This window comes from Bacillus sp. AK031, from assembly GCF_053903065.1.
Genome location: NZ_CP096424.1, coordinates 1707222 through 1727870, shown reverse-complemented (window position 1 = coordinate 1727870; position 20649 = coordinate 1707222). Strand labels below are relative to the sequence as shown.

General features: G+C 42.5%; 21 protein-coding genes, 1 riboswitch and 2 other annotated features. Of the genes, 5 read left to right on the top strand and 16 right to left on the bottom strand.

Annotated elements, in window-relative coordinates; genetic code table 11:
* Window position 1: 1 nt before the first annotated feature.
* From trpD to M1E09_RS08695, 5 genes are all read right to left on the bottom strand, one after another.
* Complete coding sequence (gene trpD / locus M1E09_RS08715) at window positions 2-1027, bottom strand: anthranilate phosphoribosyltransferase (RefSeq protein WP_456274445.1); 1026 nt, start codon at window positions 1025-1027, stop codon at window positions 2-4.
* Window positions 999-1607, bottom strand: coding sequence for an anthranilate synthase component II (locus tag M1E09_RS08710; RefSeq protein ID WP_456274444.1), 609 nt, complete (start codon window positions 1605-1607; stop codon window positions 999-1001). The genes trpD and M1E09_RS08710 overlap by 29 nt, the downstream gene beginning before the upstream one ends.
* The gene (gene trpE, locus M1E09_RS08705) at window positions 1604-3001 is read right to left on the bottom strand and encodes an anthranilate synthase component I (protein ID WP_456274443.1); all 1398 of its coding nucleotides are present in this window, start codon (window positions 2999-3001) and stop codon (window positions 1604-1606) included. Before trpE ends, M1E09_RS08710 begins: the two co-directional genes overlap by 4 nt.
* 98 nt (window positions 3002-3099) lie before the next feature.
* Window positions 3100-3348: a binding site (T-box leader), on the bottom strand.
* Window positions 3349-3590: 242 nt separating this feature from the next.
* Window positions 3591-3846: a binding site (T-box leader), on the bottom strand.
* A gap of 56 nt (window positions 3847-3902) precedes the next feature.
* Window positions 3903-4940 carry a prenyltransferase/squalene oxidase repeat-containing protein gene (locus M1E09_RS08700; RefSeq protein ID WP_456274442.1) on the bottom strand — a complete coding sequence of 346 codons (1038 nt, stop codon included), beginning with the start codon at window positions 4938-4940 and terminating at the stop codon, window positions 3903-3905.
* Between the two features lie 17 nt (window positions 4941-4957).
* Complete coding sequence (locus tag M1E09_RS08695; protein ID WP_456274441.1) at window positions 4958-5788, bottom strand: hypothetical protein; 831 nt, start codon at window positions 5786-5788, stop codon at window positions 4958-4960.
* A gap of 183 nt (window positions 5789-5971) precedes the next feature.
* Here M1E09_RS08695 and M1E09_RS08690 point away from each other — a divergent pair, with 183 nt between their 5' ends.
* The 4 genes from M1E09_RS08690 (at window position 5972) to M1E09_RS08675 (ending at window position 9649) form a co-directional block, all read left to right on the top strand.
* On the top strand, window positions 5972-7036 hold the full coding sequence (locus M1E09_RS08690; protein ID WP_456274440.1) for a hypothetical protein: 1065 nt from the start codon (window positions 5972-5974) through the stop codon (window positions 7034-7036).
* A 178-nt stretch (window positions 7037-7214) separates the two neighbouring features.
* Window positions 7215-7910 (top strand): 5-oxoprolinase subunit PxpB, encoded by a 696-nt coding sequence (gene pxpB / locus M1E09_RS08685; RefSeq protein ID WP_456274439.1) that lies wholly within the window; start codon window positions 7215-7217, stop codon window positions 7908-7910.
* 1 nt (window position 7911) lies between these two features.
* Entirely contained in the window at window positions 7912-8868 is a 957-nt protein-coding gene (locus M1E09_RS08680) for a 5-oxoprolinase subunit C family protein (RefSeq protein WP_456274438.1), read from the top strand.
* Between the two features lie 52 nt (window positions 8869-8920).
* Window positions 8921-9649 carry a 5-oxoprolinase subunit PxpA gene (locus M1E09_RS08675; protein WP_456274437.1) on the top strand — a complete coding sequence of 243 codons (729 nt, stop codon included), beginning with the start codon at window positions 8921-8923 and terminating at the stop codon, window positions 9647-9649.
* Between the two features lie 48 nt (window positions 9650-9697).
* Here the strand turns inward: M1E09_RS08675 and M1E09_RS08670 are convergent, their stop codons facing one another.
* The 6 genes from M1E09_RS08670 to M1E09_RS08645 form a co-directional block, all read right to left on the bottom strand.
* The gene (locus M1E09_RS08670) at window positions 9698-10945 is read right to left on the bottom strand and encodes a DHH family phosphoesterase (protein ID WP_456274436.1); all 1248 of its coding nucleotides are present in this window, start codon (window positions 10943-10945) and stop codon (window positions 9698-9700) included.
* 149 nt (window positions 10946-11094) lie between these two features.
* Window positions 11095-11814: a 7-carboxy-7-deazaguanine synthase QueE gene (gene queE, locus M1E09_RS08665; RefSeq protein ID WP_456274435.1), complete on the bottom strand. Its 720-nt coding sequence runs from the start codon at window positions 11812-11814 to the stop codon at window positions 11095-11097.
* Window positions 11811-12245, bottom strand: a complete 435-nt coding sequence (queD, locus tag M1E09_RS08660) for a 6-carboxytetrahydropterin synthase QueD (RefSeq protein ID WP_456274434.1) — start codon at window positions 12243-12245, stop codon at window positions 11811-11813. Before queD ends, queE begins: the two co-directional genes overlap by 4 nt.
* Window positions 12242-12910 carry a 7-cyano-7-deazaguanine synthase QueC gene (gene queC, locus M1E09_RS08655; protein WP_456274433.1) on the bottom strand — a complete coding sequence of 223 codons (669 nt, stop codon included), beginning with the start codon at window positions 12908-12910 and terminating at the stop codon, window positions 12242-12244. The genes queD and queC overlap by 4 nt, the downstream gene beginning before the upstream one ends.
* Before the next feature lie 120 nt (window positions 12911-13030).
* A riboswitch (PreQ1 riboswitch) is annotated at window positions 13031-13075 on the bottom strand.
* A gap of 86 nt (window positions 13076-13161) precedes the next feature.
* Complete coding sequence (locus M1E09_RS08650; protein ID WP_456274432.1) at window positions 13162-14016, bottom strand: dimethylarginine dimethylaminohydrolase family protein; 855 nt, start codon at window positions 14014-14016, stop codon at window positions 13162-13164.
* A 218-nt stretch (window positions 14017-14234) separates the two neighbouring features.
* Window positions 14235-14660 carry a GNAT family N-acetyltransferase gene (locus tag M1E09_RS08645; RefSeq protein ID WP_456274431.1) on the bottom strand — a complete coding sequence of 142 codons (426 nt, stop codon included), beginning with the start codon at window positions 14658-14660 and terminating at the stop codon, window positions 14235-14237.
* A gap of 212 nt (window positions 14661-14872) precedes the next feature.
* Between M1E09_RS08645 and M1E09_RS08640 the strand changes: the two genes are divergently transcribed.
* On the top strand, window positions 14873-15145 hold the full coding sequence (locus M1E09_RS08640) for a YuzF family protein (protein ID WP_456274430.1): 273 nt from the start codon (window positions 14873-14875) through the stop codon (window positions 15143-15145).
* Window positions 15146-15801: 656 nt separating this feature from the next.
* Here the strand turns inward: M1E09_RS08640 and M1E09_RS08635 are convergent.
* From M1E09_RS08635 to M1E09_RS08615, 5 genes are all read right to left on the bottom strand, one after another.
* Window positions 15802-16428, bottom strand: coding sequence for a flavodoxin family protein (locus tag M1E09_RS08635; RefSeq protein ID WP_456274429.1), 627 nt, complete (start codon window positions 16426-16428; stop codon window positions 15802-15804).
* Between the two features lie 103 nt (window positions 16429-16531).
* Window positions 16532-16678 carry a sporulation histidine kinase inhibitor Sda gene (sda, locus tag M1E09_RS08630; protein WP_456274428.1) on the bottom strand — a complete coding sequence of 49 codons (147 nt, stop codon included), beginning with the start codon at window positions 16676-16678 and terminating at the stop codon, window positions 16532-16534.
* A gap of 159 nt (window positions 16679-16837) precedes the next feature.
* The gene (locus M1E09_RS08625; RefSeq protein WP_456274427.1) at window positions 16838-17599 is read right to left on the bottom strand and encodes an SDR family oxidoreductase; all 762 of its coding nucleotides are present in this window, start codon (window positions 17597-17599) and stop codon (window positions 16838-16840) included.
* The gene (gene abc-f, locus M1E09_RS08620; protein WP_456274426.1) at window positions 17596-19179 is read right to left on the bottom strand and encodes a ribosomal protection-like ABC-F family protein; all 1584 of its coding nucleotides are present in this window, start codon (window positions 19177-19179) and stop codon (window positions 17596-17598) included. Before abc-f ends, M1E09_RS08625 begins: the two co-directional genes overlap by 4 nt.
* 909 nt (window positions 19180-20088) lie before the next feature.
* Window positions 20089-20637 carry a DinB family protein gene (locus M1E09_RS08615; protein WP_456274425.1) on the bottom strand — a complete coding sequence of 183 codons (549 nt, stop codon included), beginning with the start codon at window positions 20635-20637 and terminating at the stop codon, window positions 20089-20091.
* Window positions 20638-20649: the final 12 nt, after the last annotated feature.

Sequence of the window (20649 nt, the reverse complement as noted above, 5' to 3'; positions counted from 1 at the left end):
CTTACATCACCTTCTTTCTTCTTTGCTGCGAAAAAGCAACCGTTTTTTCAAGTTTATCTAATGCTTTGCCCGTTCGAATCGATTCTCTTGCGACCATAACTCCTTCAGCTATGGTGGTTGTCTTTCCATTTGCAAATAGAGCGATCCCTGCATTGAATAAAACAGTGTCGAGGTATGCTCCTTCTTCGCCTTTCAGCACACTCAGCAGGATGCGGGCGTTATCCATAGCATCGCCCCCTCTAATTTTTTCGTTGGAATATACCGGCAATCCCGCTTCTTCAGGACAAATGGTTAGCCTGCTCATCTTTCCGTTTTGGAGCAATAACAAGTGGTTTTCACCTGCAAGAGATGCTTCATCCATAAATCCTGCACCATTCAAGACAACGGCTCGTTTTCTTCCCAGTTCATGCAGCACGGAAGCCATGGTTTCAAGCATATCCCTTCTGTAGATCCCCAACAGTTGAGTCTCAATATTGACAGGATTAGTCAGAGGGCCGATCATGTTGAAGATCGTCGGGATTTTCAATTCTCCTCTTACTTTCATGATTTTTTTCAACCTTGTATGAATGTAAGGCGCATAGAGAAAGGCAAGGCCATTAGATTCGAGCATTTCATGAATTTCCTCACTGGTGAAGTCCAATGCTATTCCCAGATTCTCAAGGACATCTGAGCTGCCGGTCTTACTGGAAACGCTTCGGTTGCCATGTTTGGCTATTTTGACTCCAGCACCTGCCAGTACAAATGCAGTGGTGGTACTGATATTAAAGCTCTGTGACCCGTCACCTCCTGTTCCGCAGATATCCATTACATTGTTTACAGGCAGCGGCTGAAAGACCGCTTGATCACGGAGCATTTCCACTAGTGCTGAAATTTCTTTAACGGTTTCTCCTTTCATTTTTAATGCTGTCAGAAAAGATGCCACTTCACTTTCACTTGTATCTTCTTCAAGCAGAAGGTCCACTGCAGCTTTCATCTCCCCTTTTTCAAATGATTCACCTTCAAACAATTTCTGAAGAAATTCTTTCATTCCCCACTTCCTCCTTTAACTCAATGAAATTTTGCAGCAGTCTTTTCCCAAGCTTTGTACCAATTGACTCAGGATGGAATTGCATCCCATAAACCGGAAAGTCCAAGTGCCTCAAAGCCATAATCTCATTATCATCCATTGATAGGGCGCAGGTTTTCAGGACAGGCGGCAGTGTATCCTTCCTTACGACCAGTGAATGGTACCTCATCACCTCTATCGGCTGAGGAATAAACTCGAATAGCCCTGACTTATCATGCTTAATTAATGATGTCTTCCCATGTTTAATGGAAGCGGCCCTGATCACCTCACCTCCAAAAGCGGAAGCGATTGCCTGGTGTCCAAGGCAAATCCCAAGAATCGGAACCTTGTCATGGAGTTTCTGAATCAGTTCGATGAGTATGCCGGCTTTCTCAGGTCTTCCTGGCCCCGGGGAAAGGACGATGGCTGATGGCTGTAGATCGATGACCTCCTTTACCGTCACTTCATCGTTTCTTTTGACAAGTGTTTTCTCTCCCAATTCACTCAAATACTGATATAAATTAAATGTAAAAGAATCATAATTATCGATTAATAAGATCATTTCACCACCTCGATCAATGCTCTGGCTTTATTGATGGTTTCTTCATATTCCATCTCCGGCAGTGAATCATACACAATGCCTGCACCAGCCTGCACATAGGCATGATCATCTTTAATGATCATCGTCCTGATGGCAAGGGCAAGGTCGGTATCTCCGTTAACAGAGATATAACCGACAGTTCCTGAATAGACACCCCGCTTGGTCCTCTCGAGGTCATTGATAATCTTCATTGCTGCAATCTTCGGCGCACCGCTGACAGTTCCCGCAGGCAGACAAGCTGTTATGACATCAATGCTGTTCTTGGAATGGGCAAGCTTTCCTTCTACTTCGGATACGAGGTGCATGACATATTTGTATCTTTCTATGAGCATATATTTTGTCAGCTTTATACTTCCCACTTCGCTTACTCTTCCTAAATCGTTCCTTGCAAGATCTACAAGCATCCGGTGTTCGGCAACTTCTTTCTCATCCTCCCTCAGCTCTTTCTCCAGCCCGGTATCTTCGCCTTCATATCGGCCTCTTGGCCTGGTTCCCGCTATTGGATTAGCAGTGACTTTCTGGCCATTCACTTTAATGAAACTTTCTGGTGACGTCCCCAGCACAACATAGTCTTCAAAGTCGATATAGAACATATAGGGAGAAGGGTTCGTTTTCCGGAGTTTCCGATAGTAAGAAAATGGATCTCCCTCGAAGGGCGATTTAAACCGTTGGGATAAAACGACTTGAAAGATCTCCCCTGCAAGAATTTGTTTTTTCGCAGAGTCCACCATATGAAGGAACTCCTCTTTAGTTGTCTCTGTTTCAAAGGATAGATTCCCGATCACATCACCATCCTGTGAGACATCAGATTTTTTGATGATTTGCTCCATCTCATTCAACAATTGTTGAGGATCAGTTTCCGTTCTTTCATGAAATCCATCTAACACTAGAAGTGTCACTTTGTTTTCAATATGATCGAAGATGAAGGTCTTTTCATAAAACATTAAATGAATGTCCGGCATTTCCAATTCATTCACAGGCAGCTCCCCTATAGATTCGAATTGGCGGATATTATCATATCCGATATATCCGACAGCTCCACCGGAAAACGGGAAGCCTCCATCTTCAGTGGTCCTGGCTGAAAAAATCTCTTTCAACTTGTCAAAAGGGTTTCCTGTATACCTTGTGATCCTTTTGGTATCAAAATGATATTCGCTGACTCTGTTTCCTTCAGCTTTGAATTCACAAAATGGATTGCTTCCAAGAAAAGAATATCTGCCGGACTTTTCATGCTTCAACGAACTCTCCAGTAAATACTTGCGACTGCCTTCAAGCTTTTTATAAATACTGATTGGTGTCAGTTCATCTGCATTCATCTCTCTGGTGTAATAACGAATTTTTTTGGTCAACTCCATGTTTTTTTCCTCCTGCTTGTTTGGATGGTCGTGACAGGCACACCCCGGTATTTGTCGAAACAAAAAAGCCCTCCGAGAAAACAGAATTTTCTGTTTTCACGGAGGGCGATTATAGCCGCGGTGCCACCTCACATTGAAGTTCTTTCAATGAACTTCCTCTTATTCAGGTACAGGATTTTTCATCCGATACCCTATCCTTTTAACGGCGGAAACCCGGGCAGCCCTACTAAGGTTCAGGCTGCCTCTCACAAGTCCATTCGGCATTATCCCTCGTGCCGGATTCTCATCAACACCGGCTTTCTGTTACGATTCTGAACATGCTTACTACTCTTGTTCAATGATTTAATATATGTGGTTTTTTGACAAAGGCTGTTTTCGCATAAATTGTTGCTTTCGGAAAAATCCCAGGAACCGGATTGTTCCCCCTGGATACAAGGGATTTTCTTTCTGAATCGGGAGTGCAGCTCTTTTCTTCCATCCTTAAAGAGATATTTCAGGACAATCATGGTGATATTTTTGAATTTTATATTAAAAAGCAACAAAGTTTACGAAAAGAGCCTTGACAAATAAAAAAGGGTCCCCTGTCCTGGTAAAGGACGGGAGACCCGTGGTGCCACCTTCGTTGATTGCAGGAACTGCAATCCTCTCTGCCGTATTGGAGCGGTTTGCTCGAATACGTGTCTCTTGTATCGATGAGACGTTCGTCAAATCCTAGTTTCGGCGATTGCCGATTTCAGTTTGAAGGCTCTGAAGTCCATTCACACCCATAATCACACTGGTTCACACCACCCACCAGCTCTCTTCAGTGATTATCGGGAGCTACTCCTCTTCGTCAATGCCAATCCGTTCTTTAATTGGTTATTATCTTAATATGAACCAAACCTGGAAGTCAATAGGCATTTCAAGAATTATTTCTTTTTTCTATAAATTTATGATAATAGTTGCTGAGAGTGATCAGCGGCCAAATATATTTATAGCTATGGTAGTTGATATAAAATCTGCCGGGAAGGCCTGAGCCTGTTGGATATTCCATCCACCAGCCTGAACTGTTTACAAGCTTCACCAAAGCCTCTACCCCCTTGTCAATTTCTTTCGAAGGACGGTCACTGAGACTGATTAATGCATCCAGGGCCCAGGCAGTTTGCGAAGGAGTACTTTCTCCTAATGGAATATATCTTTTCTCTTTGTCACTTAGACAAGACTCTCCCCAGCCGCCGTCACTATTTTGAATGCTTAACAGCCATTTTTGGGCTTTGACAAGTGCGGGGCGTTCTGGATGAACCCTTACTGCTGTCAATCCGGTTACAGCTGCCCAAGTACCATAAATATAGCAAATACCCCATTTCCCATACCATGAACCGTTTTTCTCCTGATTGGACTCCAGCCAATGTATTCCTTTATTAATTTTGGGGTTTTCTTTTCTGAGCCCTGCATCATTGCCCAGGAATTCCAGTGTCCTCCCAGTCAGGTCGGCACAGGATTTATCCAATGCCGCATCTTCGGCCCCATCCATCGGCACCCAGGAAAGAATCTCCTTACCTTTATTTTTTTCAAATGCCGGCCATCCTCCATCCGGGTTTTGCATCGCCAGAATCCAATTCATTCCCCTGTCCCACGATTGCCTGGTATACGGATTTTTCAATGCCGCTGCCTTGATGGCACGCAAGGCAGCGGTCGTATCATCCACATCCGGGTTCATCGTGTTGATGTCCGAAAAGCCCCATCCGCCAGGAATCGTTTGTGGACATTCCGAAGCCCAATCGCCAAACCTTATATGCTGCCGGGAAAGAAGGTATCGGGTTGATTCCGCAAGTTTTGGAGATTCGACATCAGCACCTGCGGATTGCAGAGCGTGACTGATCAATGCTGTATCCCAAACAGTAGAGGTTGAATTCTGGATATGAGGGAACCCCCCTCCTTTGCATTGATAAGAAATCATCGCTTTCACAGCCTTAACTACAATGGATCCCCCTTGGAATAGCCTTCTGCCAGCAGAGCAAATACCATATAAAAACTTGAGCTGACATAACTGTATAGACTTCCATCCGTTTCGATCCTTCCAAGCATATAATTCAGTGCAGATTTTCTGGCTAGTTGATTAAGATTATTAGGAAAAGCGGCTATCGTGTTAATCCCTTTGGCAACGGAAGCAAGAAAGGCCCTTTCATTGTCACGGGGAAGCAGGGAAAACTCTTTTTCTAGTAAAAGTGATGAAAGGTCAGGAACATTCTTTGCATTTTGTACAAACCCTGAATTTTTCAATAGAAGCAGCGGCGCAAGGTGAACTCGTGCATAGGCACTAAAGTCCCTAAAACTGACTGGAAAATAGGAAGGGAGCAGCAAGATTTCAATCGGTATGGGAAAGAATCTTTCCCAGGGATATTCTCCGTGGATTGCGAGCATGAATTTTGTCATTGAATGAGTTTTATCCAGCCCGCCTTCAGATAGAATATACTCCCTAGCTTTGGCCATATTAACATCCTCAGTCCGCACCTCACCACTCCAGATCAACGCAAAATAGGCTTCCACTGTCGCCGATAGATTTCCATTCTTTTCGTCATGAAACAGCTTCCAATACCCCTGTTCATCTTGCTGGTATAAAAGCCTTTCTGCCAGCTGTTTAAGAAGCTTACCCTTTTTTATCCCCAATGATTTAATTAGAATGATCATATAAGCATCCGTCATCAAGCTGTTTTCAAAGCAAAATCTCCATGCCCCGTCAGAATCCTGTTTTCCCAGCAGGATTTTTTTCATACGCTCCATTTCCCCTGAAATCAACTTTTGCATTTAAAGCACCACCTTCCTTGGAAGACTGTCATACTAAATATATTCCAGAGTTTTCATCTCATGTCGAAATGGACTCCGCAAAGAACATGTAAATGTTCCTAAATTAGCCATATTGCCTTACTTCAACCAATTCCTTTTTTTGTATAATAAAAGTAAGGATCACTTAATGAGGAGGAATGAAATATGGTTGATGCAAAACCAAGAAAAAGATCGCTGCTTTTCTGTGTGTTGACAGCACTCGTGCTGATCACAAATTTCTCCGTTTACCGCCTGGAAGATGTTCCAATGAATATGGCATACGGATCGATCATCGATCTCATGATCATCATCCCCTTAATGGCATACTTTTTCATCATCCGCAGGCATTACTCCGTCAAAATGCTTTCCATTGTCATCGCTGCAGGCTATGGAGCTGCGTGGCTCATCATACCGAACGAACACCTCTCTTCTCTGCCATTCTTTAAATACCTGATCATTACAGCAGAGGGAGCGTTTCTGCTTTTTGAATTGTATATCGCCTTTAAGTTAGTCAAAATGGTCCCAAAAGTTTTTGCCTACACAAAAAACCTAAAATATGAAACTCAAGATTTCTTTCCCCACAGACTTGAAGCTGCCATTCAACAAAATATGAAGGCCCCTCTCGCCATTCAAATCTATTTAACTGAGCTTTCATTGTTTTATTACAGCCTCTTTTCCTGGAAGAAAAAAAGCCGTACCGGAAAAGGGACTTTCACCTTGCACCAGAAAACGAGCACGATTGCTTTATATATCATGTTGATCCATGCCATCATCATTGAATCTCTTGGGCTGCATTACTTTCTTCACCAATGGAATGCATGGGTGGCCTGGATACTGCTTTTCTTGAATGTCTATTCCGTTTTGTTCTTTATAGCTCAAATACAAGGATTTCGGTTGAACCCTCTTAAAGTGACCGCTGAGGAATTGACTATAAGAATGGGGTTTGCAAGCAGAATCATCATCCCATTGAAAAATATTGCTTCTGTCACTGAGTACGTTGGGCCTGAAAAGCTCCCACGGAATATCGAAAAAATCACCTTCCAGGCGATAGCACCTGATTTTGTTCCTGAGCCCCCGCATCTCGAAATAAAACTGGTAACCCCACAGAAAGCTCATTACCTATACGGGATCACCAAGGAAGTTTCACAAGTGCATCTAAGAATGGATGACCCGGCAGGATTTAAAAAGTTTATCCTTGAAGAATTGGCTGATGAGAAGGGTGATTTTTAGGGAATACTCACGTTTTTTGGATCTGATGCTGTACAGGGAAAATATTGACCACACTCATAAAAGCTGCTTTTCCATTCGGTTTCTTCAGGAAGAGCAGCTTTTTCATTGTGTTGTTGTAATATGTTAAAATGAACTCTGGATGACAATTCAGAATAATCAAGAATGGAAGTGAAAAAAGATGCGCTATACTATAGCCCCTCTAGGCGACAGTGCCGTTATAGTCGATTTTCAGATCGAGGAGGAAGAGATGCTTGTAAATACCATTTCCTCCTTCAGCAGAAATCTGAGTGAAATGCCCCATGAAGCATTCATTGAAGCTGTGCCTGCTTATAAAACGGTCACCATACATTATAATCCGCTTAAACTTCATTCACTTTTTCCATACAGCGAAATCGAACAGATATTAGTCAATGAAATTGATAACATCCAGATAAGCAAAAGTTCCAATGAAAATGAGATTATCACTATCCCAGTCTGTTACGGGGGGAAATTCGGTCCTGACCTGAATTTTGTTGCAGACTCTCAAAGAATGACGGAGAACAAAGTGATTGAGATTCATAGCAGACCTATATATACAGTGGCATTCCTTGGCTTCTCCCCCGGATTCCCATTTTTAAGAGGGATGGATCCTTCAATCGCAGTTCCAAGGCGAAGCAGTCCAAGAGTAAGAATTGAAGCAGGGTCTGTCGGAATTGCGGGCAGCCAAACAGGGGTCTATCCGATTTCTTCCCCTGGCGGCTGGCAAATCATAGGAAAGACACCCTTAGCCTTATTTGATCCAGACAATTCTGAACCTGCATTGTTAAAACAAGGAGATCGAATCCAGTTCAAACCAATTTCAAGAAATGAGTTCAATCAAATGGAGGGTTGCTGAGATGGGTTTCTCTTTAGAAAAAAGCGGCCTTATGACAACTATCCAGGATGGCGGAAGAATCGGTTACCGGAATATCGGCATGCCTGTCAGCGGACCGATGGACCCATTTGCATTCCACCTTGCGAATCTTTTGCTTCAGAATGATGAAAACTGCCCAGGATTGGAAATTACCTTACAGGGACCGGTCCTCCACTTTACTGCTGATACCGAAATTGCCATCTGCGGTGCAGATTTAACCCCATCTATCAATGATCAAAATGTAATGAACAACAAACCTTTACACGTCAGAAAAGGGGATGTTCTCAGGTTTGGCATGGCTGCCAGCGGGATGAGAGCTTATATTGCCTTCAAAAATGGAATTAATAATCCGAAACAGTTGGGAAGCACGAGCACTAATACCCGCGCCGGAGTCGGAGGTATAGAGGGACGTGCTTTGAAAGCCGGTGACAAACTGGATTTGTATCCGGCTCAATATCACGGCAGCAAGAGAAACTGGGGCCTTGCTCCTTCCCTATTCACCTATATGGAAAAAAGGGAAGTCAGGGTTCTCAAAAGCACCCAGTGGGATTCGTTTAACAGCAGAGCACAAGCAGATTTTTTATCCGGAATGTTTACAATCCTTCCTCAATCAGACCGGATGGGATACAGACTGGAAGGACCAAGACTGGAATTGAGCGAGTCAAAGGAGCTTTTAACAGAAGGTATAGCGATGGGGACAATTCAGGTTCCTTCCAACGGACAGCCAATCATCCTCATGGCCGACAGCCAGCCGACAGGCGGTTATCCTAAAATCGCTAATGTCATTACCGCAGACTTGTCTGTCATTGCCCAACTGAAACCCAATGAAAACATCGCGTTCAGGGAAGTGTCTCTTAAAGAAGCTCATCTTGCATTAAGGCAATCTGAATACAAAATAAGAATGATTAAAGCAGCATTGAAACTAAGGGCTGATTACTAACTGAGTTTTTTAGTAAATACTGAAGAACCTAAATGATGGGAGAGATAATCCATTGAAGATAGATTTAAATTGTGACCTAGGAGAAAGTTTTGGCACATATACCAAAGGAAATGATCAAAAGATTTTAGAGAAAATCACCTCTGCCAATATCGCATGTGGATTTCATGCAGGAGATCCCCAAATCATGCGCAAAACAGTCAGCCTCGCCCTCAAAAATGGAGTTAAGATCGGTGCTCACCCAGGTTATCCTGACTTAGAAGGATTCGGAAGAAGAAACATGGATATTCCTCCTGATGAGATCTATTCTCTGACCCTATACCAGATCGGTGCTTTATATGGAGTAGTGAAAGCACAAGGCGGACGCCTTTCACATGTCAAGGCTCATGGTGCCCTTTATAACCGGGCTGCAAAGGATAAAGCAGCAGCAAGGGCCATCGCTCAGGCTGTCTTTGATTTCGATCCCTATCTGACACTTTTCGGATTAGCCAATTCGGAAATGATCACAGCAGGCAATGAAATCGGATTGCGGACAGCCAGCGAGGTTTTTGCTGACAGAACTTATCAAAATGACGGCACCCTCACTCCCCGCAGCCAAGAAGGTGCTGTCATCCATGATGAAGAGCAGGCGCTTTCACAGGTAGTGAGGATGGTTAAGGAAAAAAAAGTGATCACCCTTGATGGATTCCAGATACCAATCACTGCTGACACAGTGTGTTTGCATGGCGATAATGAAAAAGCACTGGCATTTGCAGATAAAATCATTAAGCAGCTTCAAAGCTGATTTTGTATAAATAAAGACAAGCTGGCCCCATCCGGGACCAGCTTGTCTTTATTTATCCTCTTCTTTTTTATCTGCCATTACATTAAACGGCAGCTGTTCGGCTGCAGCCTGAAGGATTTTATTGTTTTTCACATTTACCATTAGGAATTCAGTGTAATCATCATCCCTGGCAAGCGCTGCTGAATATTCCTTTTTAAGATAGTTTTCTGCATCAAGGTAGTTTGGGAATTCCCCTTCAATTTGCCCGTTATATTCAACTCTCCAGCTTTCCTTGTCCACAGGGTATACGAACAATTGATCTTCCTGGCGGTTTTTATAGAGGGAGCCGTTGGCAGATTCCTTTAAATTATAACGGTTTTTCGGAGCGTCAATCGGCAGAGGCTCAATCTCAAACACATCGGTCACAAACAGCTTGAACGCTTCTGCTGTCAGATTGCATCCTGAGGCTTTTGCGTGCCCCCCGCCTTCAAATTTTCCGGCAACTTCCGAAACGTCAACATGGTCATGAATGGTCCTTAAACTGATCCGTTTCCCCCCCACACTGATAATAGCTATATAGTCCAGGAAAGGATAATCTTTACCCAGTTCATTTCCTAATTCAGAATGATAGGATTCTGCATGGACAATCCCCACGCAATATTCATCAACGAAAGATTTGACGAGCTCACGGCGTTTGCGGCGGATGTACCGTTCAATTTTCCCTTCTTCCATTTCAAGCAGTTTCAGTTCAAATTCATCAAAGAAGAATTCTGAATGATTCTGCAATCGGTTGAGCATCTTCTCCTCGAACTCTTCAATCGTCAACAGGAAGAATAAATCATTCAATCTCTTGGCTGTTACATTATTATTAACATCCCATTCCCAAGTGTCATATTGCCTAATCAACTCAACAAATTCCTCAAGGATAGGAGTCGATTGAATGTCGCCTTTTTCTTTCAGGTCCTCATAGAGGAGCGATGTGGCGGATGCAAGCCGGCCGTCGCCATACTCCACTGTCACGGAAGCCCATTTATACTGGTTCAAATGTTCTGCACTCCGGTGATGATCAATCAGCTCTACCTTTCCCTCTTTTTGAAAAAATTTTTCCACAGCCGCTTCATTTTCTTTATTAACGGATAAGTCTGTGATAATCAGCTTGGTGTTCTTCTGCGGCTTTTTCAAGAATCTTGCCACTTGAAAGTTCAGGCCGCCGATGGAGTTATACCTTACTTCCGCTTCTTCTCCCCAAGCTATCTTAGCGATAATGCCGCAACCGACACCATCTAAATCGTTATGTGATAATAAAAAACGCTGCATGTTTGGCCTCCTCAGGCATTCTCTATGTATTGATAATTCTATTTTCTGTTATTCCCTTGCTAATATACAGTAAAAAGCTCCGTCTGTTAAACAAAACGGAGCAGATGCCAAAGATATGTCAATGAACAAACCTTAAAGCTATTGGAAAATCATACTCCCCGTTTATTTCCCCATACATAAGTATGAAGCTGAGGGAGCACCCTGACATTATTGAGCCTTTCGCTTTCTGTAACGGCTTCTATCAGTTTCTCATAATCAGTGATAAGCTGACTGAGCAAGCCTTCACCTTCTCCGGCGGCCAGGTTGGTATTCCCTACTTGTAAAAAGAATGATGCTTCTGGATATCTTTCATGCAAATCTACGGCATATTTCATGTCTTCATCATTAAAGATTACCACTTTTAAACTGTAGTCCTTATGATTCTTCAGCTTTTGGACGATTGTATCCAAGATTGCAAAATCTGTCTTCATCCCTGAACTTGGAGGTTTTGGTGACAGGGTCAATTCATCAATATCCATAAACCAGTCCTGCCACTTGCTTCCTTGTGTTTCTAGTGCCGATTTGATTCCCTTTTCTTTAAAAATCGCCAGAAGTTCTTCAATTGATGAAATTAATGCTGGATTGCCGCCTGATATTGTGACATGATTAAATCTTTTCCCGCCAATACTATTGAGCTCTTCCCATATTTCAGAAGCTGTCATCATTCGAATGTCGCTTTTGGCAGATCCATCCCAAGTAAAAGCAGAGTCACACCATGAACAGGAATAGTCACAGCCGGCCGTCCTGACAAACATCGTTTTCCTGCCGATGACCATTCCTTCTCCTTGAATGGTTGGACCGAATATCTCCAAAACAGGTATCTTTCTCATTTCCGGCCTTCCTTTCTCGGACGGAAAATACAGTAGCTCGTCGGTGTTTCGCGCAGAAAGACTTGAAGACACTCAGCGTTATTTTCCTGCATGTCTAAATGGGACTGAATTAAGTCACAGATCAACTCAGCCATTACTTCAGTTGTAGGAAACCTGTCGGGATTCCCGGCAAAAAGCGGATCTTCATTCAACATGGTATGATCGAACCTGTCATGAATCAACTTTTTGATCGTCGCAAAGTTAATGAGGAACCCTGACTCATCAAGGCTATTTCCCCCTATCGTCACATTTGCAAAGTAGGTGTGCCCATGGACTTTCTGGCATTTCCCTGCTGATTCTGAGGGAATATAGTGGGCGGCCGCAAATTGGAAGTCTTTATTTAACTCATATGAGTAAGAGTGCTGAGGCACTGGATAAATTTGGCCAATCATGCTTGTTCGCCTCCATTTTTAGAAGATAAGTAGTCTGAGAGCCCTTTGTTCCGAAGCTTGCAGGAAGGGCACTCCCCACAGCCGTCCCCCCGTATGCCGTTATAACAGGTTAGTGTTTTTTCTCGGACATAGGCAAGCATTCCCATATCATCTGCCCACTTCCATGTGTTTTCCTTATCAAGCCACATTAATGGAGTATGAACAACATAGCCCTCATCCATTGCCAAATTCAATGTGACGTTAAAAGATTTCACGAACATGTCACGGCAATCGGGATAGCCGCTGAAGTCTGTTTCGCATACACCAGTAATGATATGTTTTGCCCCAATATTCTTAGCCAGTACGCCTGCAAATGAAAGGAATAACAGGTTCCTTCCCGGAACAAATGTGGATGGAAGTTCACCTTCTTTTTCAGTAATGCTTTCGTTGGTCCGGGTCAACGCACTTGGAGCCAATTGATTGAGAAGGCTCATATCAAGGATATGATGCGGCACATCCAATTCTTCCGCAATCTCTTTGGCACACTCCAATTCATCTATATGACGCTGTCCGTAATTAAAGGTAACAGCCTCTACTTCAGCAAATTCTTTTTTTGCCCAGATCAGGCAGGTGGTACTGTCTTGTCCTCCGCTGAAAACAACCAGCGCTTTTTCATTTTTCATCATTTTTTATCTCCTCTCACTTCCGGCTTGCTGCCATTTAGAAGAAGAAGGAAGTTCTTTGCGGTCTCTATTTAAGTATCAACAGTAATAAAACAGAAAAAAACGGCATCTAAGGAGAAGCCGTTTTCCTTAGTTTTTTATAGAGGGTTAAGCTAGAACCTCTCCTGCACATTTGCAGAATTCTTCTATATAGTTATTTTACTATAGCATATCGATTGTTTGCTGTCATTTCATTCTATGACTTCATTTAAAATTTATGTCCTCAAAATCGGCATGGAGCAGCAGCGGAAGGATCCACCTGACTTGATGATCTCGGAAAAATCGACTTCTATAACATGATAGCCATGTTTCCTCATCTGCTTGTTGACCCCTTTATTCTGCGGAAGGCTCAGCACCTTTCGATCGCCTATTGATAAGACATTCGTCCCCATCGTGAACTGTTCTTTAGCATCAACTTCAATCAAGTTATAGTGAGATTCAAGAAGCTCCAGTTCTTTAGGTTTAAAAGCAGGAGAAAATACCAATGCTTCTTTTTCTGACAAAATATTAAAGACACAATCAAGATGCAGATATTTTTTTTGGAAAGGAACCGGGATGACAGTAAAGCCGTCGGCCAGGTTTCTCAGCTGGTCAATGGCTCCTTTACTTGTCCGGTGGCTTACACCGACAAATACTTTATCTTTATCGACTATGACGTCCCCGCCTTCTATATTGCTGTTATCCAGCTTTTCATATTTATGCCCCTTGCCGGCCAGCCAGGACTTTAAAACTTCATCCTCACCAGACCTTATATCACTGCCCATCTGGGATACATAAATTGTATCACCGATGGTAAATCCGATATCCCTGGTAAATACCTGTTCAGGCAGCTCTTTATCAGGAGCCATTTCAATGACTTCCGTGCCATTATCTTTCAAAGCATCCACAAAGTCGTTATGCTGTTTCAAAGCAGTATCTATGTCTATATTTTTATCCAGAAAATGCTTCTGGGTTTCATTGATCACTTTTTCGATTTTCATGAAGCGAGGCTGGCAAACAATGACTTTTTCCAACCTGTCATATTCACTATCACAATATTCCGTTTGGTCTTTTCTAATGGTAGTTGCCATTTTTAACCCTCCATAAAAGTTGGCTTTTACGGAATTATTCCCATCGGAACATTATTTTTAAACCCGCAGGGAGCGATACTCCTTCTGCACGACTGAATAAAGATAAGAATACTCCTTTGCTTTATTGTATTATTATTCAATTAAAACAAACAATTAAGCTTTATTCTGAATTATTATGAACAGAAAAGTTTTTTTCTTATTTGGAACTCTGTTTACGATTACAGCTTCTTACGAAAAGCATAACTTGACTTATTGTACTGCATGGCATTCTCATAGAACCGGTGTGCGTCTTTTCTGTGCAAACCGGAGTCAAGCCCTGCTGAATCACAGTTTTGCTGAGCTCCCCACTCTTCAATATATTGCAGCAGCTGTTTTCCGTAGCCTTTCGAACGCTCCGAAGATTTCGTGACCAGATCATATATAAACACATGGCGTTTTGCATAGAAATTAGTTCTTATTATGACTCCCGCGAGCGAGAGGAGCTCCCCTAATGGATTATAAAGACAGAAAACCCTGTAGCCCTCTTTTCTCATTTCTGCCAATAGATCAGAAAACTCTGCCCTCCCTAAATCAGTACGCAGCTCGATCAACAGCCCATATACTTCTTCCCATTCACTTTGTGAAACAGCTTCCCTAATATCCATTTCAATTGCTCCTCCTTGGAAATCCCAACTACCAAACTAGTATTCTTCCTCCCGTAGAAAAATACCTTCTTTACCCCTTTAACGCACTGGGGGACTGTCCCCTGGTTTGTTAACGTATTAAAGTGTCCACAGCCTATTTTGCTTTGCTGCCCATCCAACGGGATTATGTCCTGCATATTGTTAGGGAGAGGAAAACAACAGGAGGTATGATAATGTATCACTTTCGAAATTATCCGCAAACAGATATGATGATGGCCAAACCAATGAGCCAGGGGATGATGCAGTCCCAGCCGATGTTCCATTTTGAGCCGTATGTCTATGAAACTCTTCAATCTGTCATAGGAAAAATACTGATTGTGTCGACAGTTCAGGATACTCTTAGAGGAAGATTAATGGATGTTAAACCTGACCATGTAGTGATGAATATTGGGGATGAAACGTTTTTTGTCCGCATTGCACAGATTGTCAGTATTATGCCTGACTGATGTCCTGAAGGATGGTATGAGTTTGATAAGATCCTATGAATTAATGAAATAATGGTTTTATGAATTCTTAGCAGCTTCTCCTTTTAACGAACACATTCGCTTTCCCAATAAAAAAGAGGCTGGGACAAAACCTTAAAAAAAACTCTATTCGCAAAGAATATGTCTGAGTAAAAAGAATGGATTTCCGCTCCAGGTGCACGACTCCGCGGGGCGAGCGGTGAGCCTCCTCGGCTGAATAAAAAGCGGAAGCGGCCGTTAAGCGACGTACAGATTGGAGGGCTCTCGCATGAGATAAAGGAAACACAACGAACGTAGTGAGTTGATGTTGACTTATCGCAAGGAGAGAGACCGAAATCTGCTAGTCGCTGGCCGCTGGAGCTGGATTGGCCTGCGGGGTTACGTTCCAGTGGGTACGTAACCTTGGTCTCACCTGTCCCGCTAGTCCCGCAGGAGGTCGAGCACCTTCCGCTCCAATCCGCCTACGTTCAGGAAGCAGCGGTAAATAACCTTAAAAGTAGCATCTTTAAGATAAGAGCCTAATAACATGAATGAACCGCATGAAGTCAAGAGTATATAACCCCTTGATCTCATGCGGTCTTATTTTCGATTATTTCTACTTAAATCAATTAGTTTTCAACTTATGTCCCCGCCTCTTTCTATGACTCTACCACATTTCCCTCTGCAGGTATCGGGTGTTCTTTCAGCATTTTTGCAAAATGGATAAGGTTATAGGCCATGATTCTGGTATTTTGCTTAGTAAAGTCATTTTCATATCCATCAGCTTCCAAGAAGGATGGACCTGGTCCAGCCTCACCTACCCAGTAGGAATCTACATTTGGCGGAATGGTGAATCCAAGGTGTGACATACCGTAAATCAGGTCTCTTGCAGCACTTTTGGCCCCATCCTCATTGCCTGTCACAATCGTCCCCGCTACTTTATTGTAATAGAGGTATTGTCCTTTATCATTCGTCAGGCTGGCACCGCCATTGATGCGTTCTATAACCCGCTTCGCAATGCTGCTCTTTTCCCCAAGCCATATCGGAGTCCCGATTACGACAATATCCGCTTCTTTGACTTTATCAAAAATTTCCGGCCATTCATCACCTATCCCTTCGTTCGGTGTCATGCCGGGAGCTACATTGTAATCAGCAATCCGGATCGTCTCCGATTCTACACCTTCTTTATCAAAGTACTCGATGACTTTATCCATTAACCCTTGTGTATTTGAGGGTTCCGGGCTTTTCTTTAATGTACAGTTGAGAAATAAAGCTTTAATGTCCAAACTGATTCCTCCTCATAAAATATCTATTAATGTATATCCGGAAGGCTCGTTTTTCAAACTAACTTGAGAGAGTTGAAGCATTTAAATAGGGATGTTTTCATTATTACTGTTTATAAGTAACTGTAATCCGTCTTCGCATTTCAGTTTTTAACATTGCTATATATTCCGCTGAAAGATTCTCTTTTTTCGCATGTCTGTATACTGTCATCAGCTGTTTATTGGTTAAACTCTTTAACGTTTTTGGTCTCATGGATTCCTCCTTGAAAGAAAGGGAACATTCAAACTTGACAATTTGATATTCCTTATTTACCCTTTTTCCAAAGATGTCTAACACCCTTTAAGTAAATCTATAACAAAATAACCATGGGGAAAGCCGATATGTTCCGGCTTTCCCCATGGTTACTTGTTCTTATCTAATGAATCCGCCTTCTGAATGGATCACTTGCCCGGTGATCCATTGTGCATCCGGGGTTATGATAAAGGCTATCAGGTTAGCTATATCTTCAGGCCTCCCCATTCTTCCCATTGGAAACATCTTCATTAATTCTTCTTCTGTCTCTTTGTTTATCCAGCCTGTCTGGGTAGGGCCTGGATTGACGGCATTGATGGTGATACCCTTCTTCGCTGCAGGGATGGATGCCGATTTTACAAAAGCTTCAACACTACTTTTAGTCATGGCATAAGCAAGTTCATCCGGCATAGGGCCCAGAGACTGGCCGCTGGTTAAAAAGATTACCCGGCTTTGCCCATCATTCCTGCAGACCTCAATGAACTTCGCTGTCAACAGGCTTGGCGTTCGGACATTGACCCGGTAGTGACGGTCCAGTTCTGATCCAGTAAAATCTCCCACCGGCGTTGGGGTCGAATAAGCTGCATTATTAATCAAAATGGAGGGAGTGCCCAACTTTCCGATTGTTTCATCGATGATTTTCTCATGTGCATTGTCACTCATATAGTCGACTTCCGCCCATTCACATCTTACACCCTTGGAAACAACATGATCTTTCAGTATTTGAAAGGCTTCGCTATCTGCCTTCCATGGCCTCTCTTCATCGTACCCCCTATATCCCGTGAAAAATATATCACAGCCCTGTTCAGCTAATTTTAAACAAATTGCCGCACCTATCCCCTGCATCCTGCTTGCACCTGTTACGATTGCAATCCTTCTCATTTTTTTAGCTCCTTTAACCTGCTTAGGACATCTTGATATTGCTTTTCAAGCAGAGCAATGTCATCCGCTGGGGAGGGAATGCTAAGCCTGCTGACCAATTCCGTCAGTTTCGTTTCCAGCTTCATGATTTCCTCCTCATTAAGCCCGGCTGCTGGAGGTAATTCTTTTGATTCAACCCATTTCATTAAACATCCATCAAACATACTGATTAAACCATCTTCAATTACCCATAGGTTGTCAGCCACATTTTCAACAAATTTTCTGTCATGTGAAACAAGCAGCACCGTACCGGGGTAATCCTTCAACAAGCCCTCTAATGCCTTTAGCGTGTCAAGGTCGACATGATTTGTCGGTTCATCAAGAACCAGCAGGTTGTAGTCTCCAACCAGCAGCTTGGCAATGGCTGTTTTGACACGTTCTCCACCGCTTAACACGCATATCGGTTTGTGGACGTCCTCTTCATAAAATCGAAGTCTCGCCAATATGATTCTAATTACATGCTGTGGAAGGGTGCTTCCTTCTGTCACGTACTTGAGGATACTTTCCATTTCAGGAAGGTTATCCAGACTTTGTTCAAAGTAACCCACCTTGACATTCTTGGATAATTCAACTTCTTCAGGTGTTTCCGTTAGAAGTTGTCTGATCAGGGTTGTTTTTCCGCTTCCGTTCCTTCCTATACATGCGGTCTTACTCCCGGTTTTTAATTTAAGGTATGGTGTGCGGTACAGTTTTTTGCCGCTAATAAAGTTTTCAAGCTCTTTTGCTGTGAGCAAGTTCCGCCTGTGAACAGGTGTCTGTAATACATATTCCATCTTGACTGAATCCCATTCAAAAGGCTGCTCTACTTTGTCCATCCTTTCAATTCTTTCCTTGATCACGGTCGATACACGTTCCACCTTTGCTCTTTTCCCAGCTGCTTTCCCCTTATAAAGCTGCCATTCCGAATTCCCCATTCGGGAAGGCGGTTTATCCATCCCCTGCGCTTGCCTTTGCTTCTTTTCGTATCTCTCCATCAATCGTTTTTTTTCTTTTGTATAGCTTTCATACTTCGCTTCATGCTCTTTCTTTTCTCGTTCTTTTTCGCGGAGGTAATCCTCATAAGATCCTTGATATTCTGTTATTCTTCCCTCTTCCATTTCCCAGATTTTCGTACAGACAGCATCTAGTAACATTCGATCATGGGAAGCAAGAACAAAGCTCCCGTTAAAATGTTTTAACCTTTTCTGCAGTTCATCAATTCTTGCCCAGTCAAGATTATTGGATGGTTCATCCAATAACAACATTTTACTGCCCTCCGCGAACAGTGAATTTATCTTCTTGATCGTAATTTCCCCGCCGCTTAAATGGCTGCTGCTCTCCAGGCTGTCCAATTGTTCGAAATATCCGATACTCCCGTACCATTCAACATCAGGCTTGACATCTGTCAGTCCCTGCAAATATTTAAGAAGAAGTGATTTTCCCTGACCATTCTTGCCGATGAGTCCGATCTTGTCGCCCTGATAAATGTTCAATTCTTTCTCATTAAAAAATTGCTTTTCACCAATCGTATAATCTACATTTATCGCTTTCATCAATAACATAAAAAAACCTCCCCGAAATGCTCCGGAAAGGTTAGTATATATTCTATGCTCAGCTAGACAAAAAAGTTACACGTACAGAAAAAATCCCAAGAAAAATTTCTTGAAGAAACTGAAGGTATCTTTTTTTGAGCAAGGGTCCATCTGAAAATGGACATACTTATCCTATCCGGAACGAGTTAAATTTGTTCATATGCTTTTCGCACTTCTCGTTTTTTGTGGGATAGGTAAATTACTTCATCGCTCAAAAATTCAGTCCTTTCAGTTTGATTACTGTCAGTATATTGGAAATACCTTGAAAATGCAACAGGTTTAGGAAAGATTTCTGTTAAATTGATTTATTTTGTTTCCATCTTCTTTTCTTTTTCGATATTCTGTACACTTTATAAAGAATCAAGACAACGGCAAACAAACTGATAAAAATCAATTCAGGCATGAATTCCTCTCCTTTAGAATCCTATAACAGCATTATACTCATTAGGAACCTGAATTATTTTCAAACATACTTATTTTAAGAAGTTAATAGTGATTTCCGCTCCAGGCGTGCGACTCCGCGGGGCGTGCGGTGAGCCTCCTCGGCTTTGCCTGCGGGGTTACGTTCCAGTGGGTACGTAACCTTGGTCTCACCTGTCACGCTATTCCCGCAGGAGGTCGCACGCCTTCCGCTCCAATCTACAGAGTTTGCAACCAGCTCCATAAATAAGAAAAAAGCATATTAACAAGCTGGCGTTTTCATGCCATATTAACAACAGAATTTAATTTCCGTGTTATTAATAATGGTAAAACCAATATTAATTCACCATCAAAATGAACCTCCCCTTCCTTATCAAAAATAGAAGAGGAGAAAACCTTAGCATTTTCGTCCTACAATTGGTGTGTTAATTTCGCTTACATACTCGATAATTAAACCCGTTACTTTGCAAAAACAGCCTTTTCTTTTGCATACAGCTTTCTGATCAACCGGATCTGCCCTCGGTGATTGATTTCATCTTCAAAGACATGAAACCATCTAAAGAAATTGTTCCCTTTCTTGTGGTACCAAAAGTCCGACTCTTCGTAAAGCCAACTTTCTTCAAGTGAAGAAAATTTCTTCTTCGTTACTTCTCTAACGCTTTCTAATTCTTCTATGTAATATTCCAGAGGCTGACCTTTGATGACCGACGCCTCACTGCCCAACCCGGCGGCCGGTTCCAATGTATCTGCATAGAGATTGATCTCTTCATCATCTAAATGATCAAATGTCATTTTCTGAAAGATTTTCTCAATCGCAGCCAAATGTGCCAGCAGCATCGCAATTGAATTAAATTCATCATTGTATCGATAGTCAAGTTCTTCCTGTGTGATTTCTTTTAAGTCTGCCAAGGTTGTAAACCTGGCGTAATTCATCATCGAGATCAATATTGAAAAATCCTTTTTGAACCCCTCTTTTTCCTTAATGAGAAATAGTTGATCTAACTCCATTATGCCATCCCC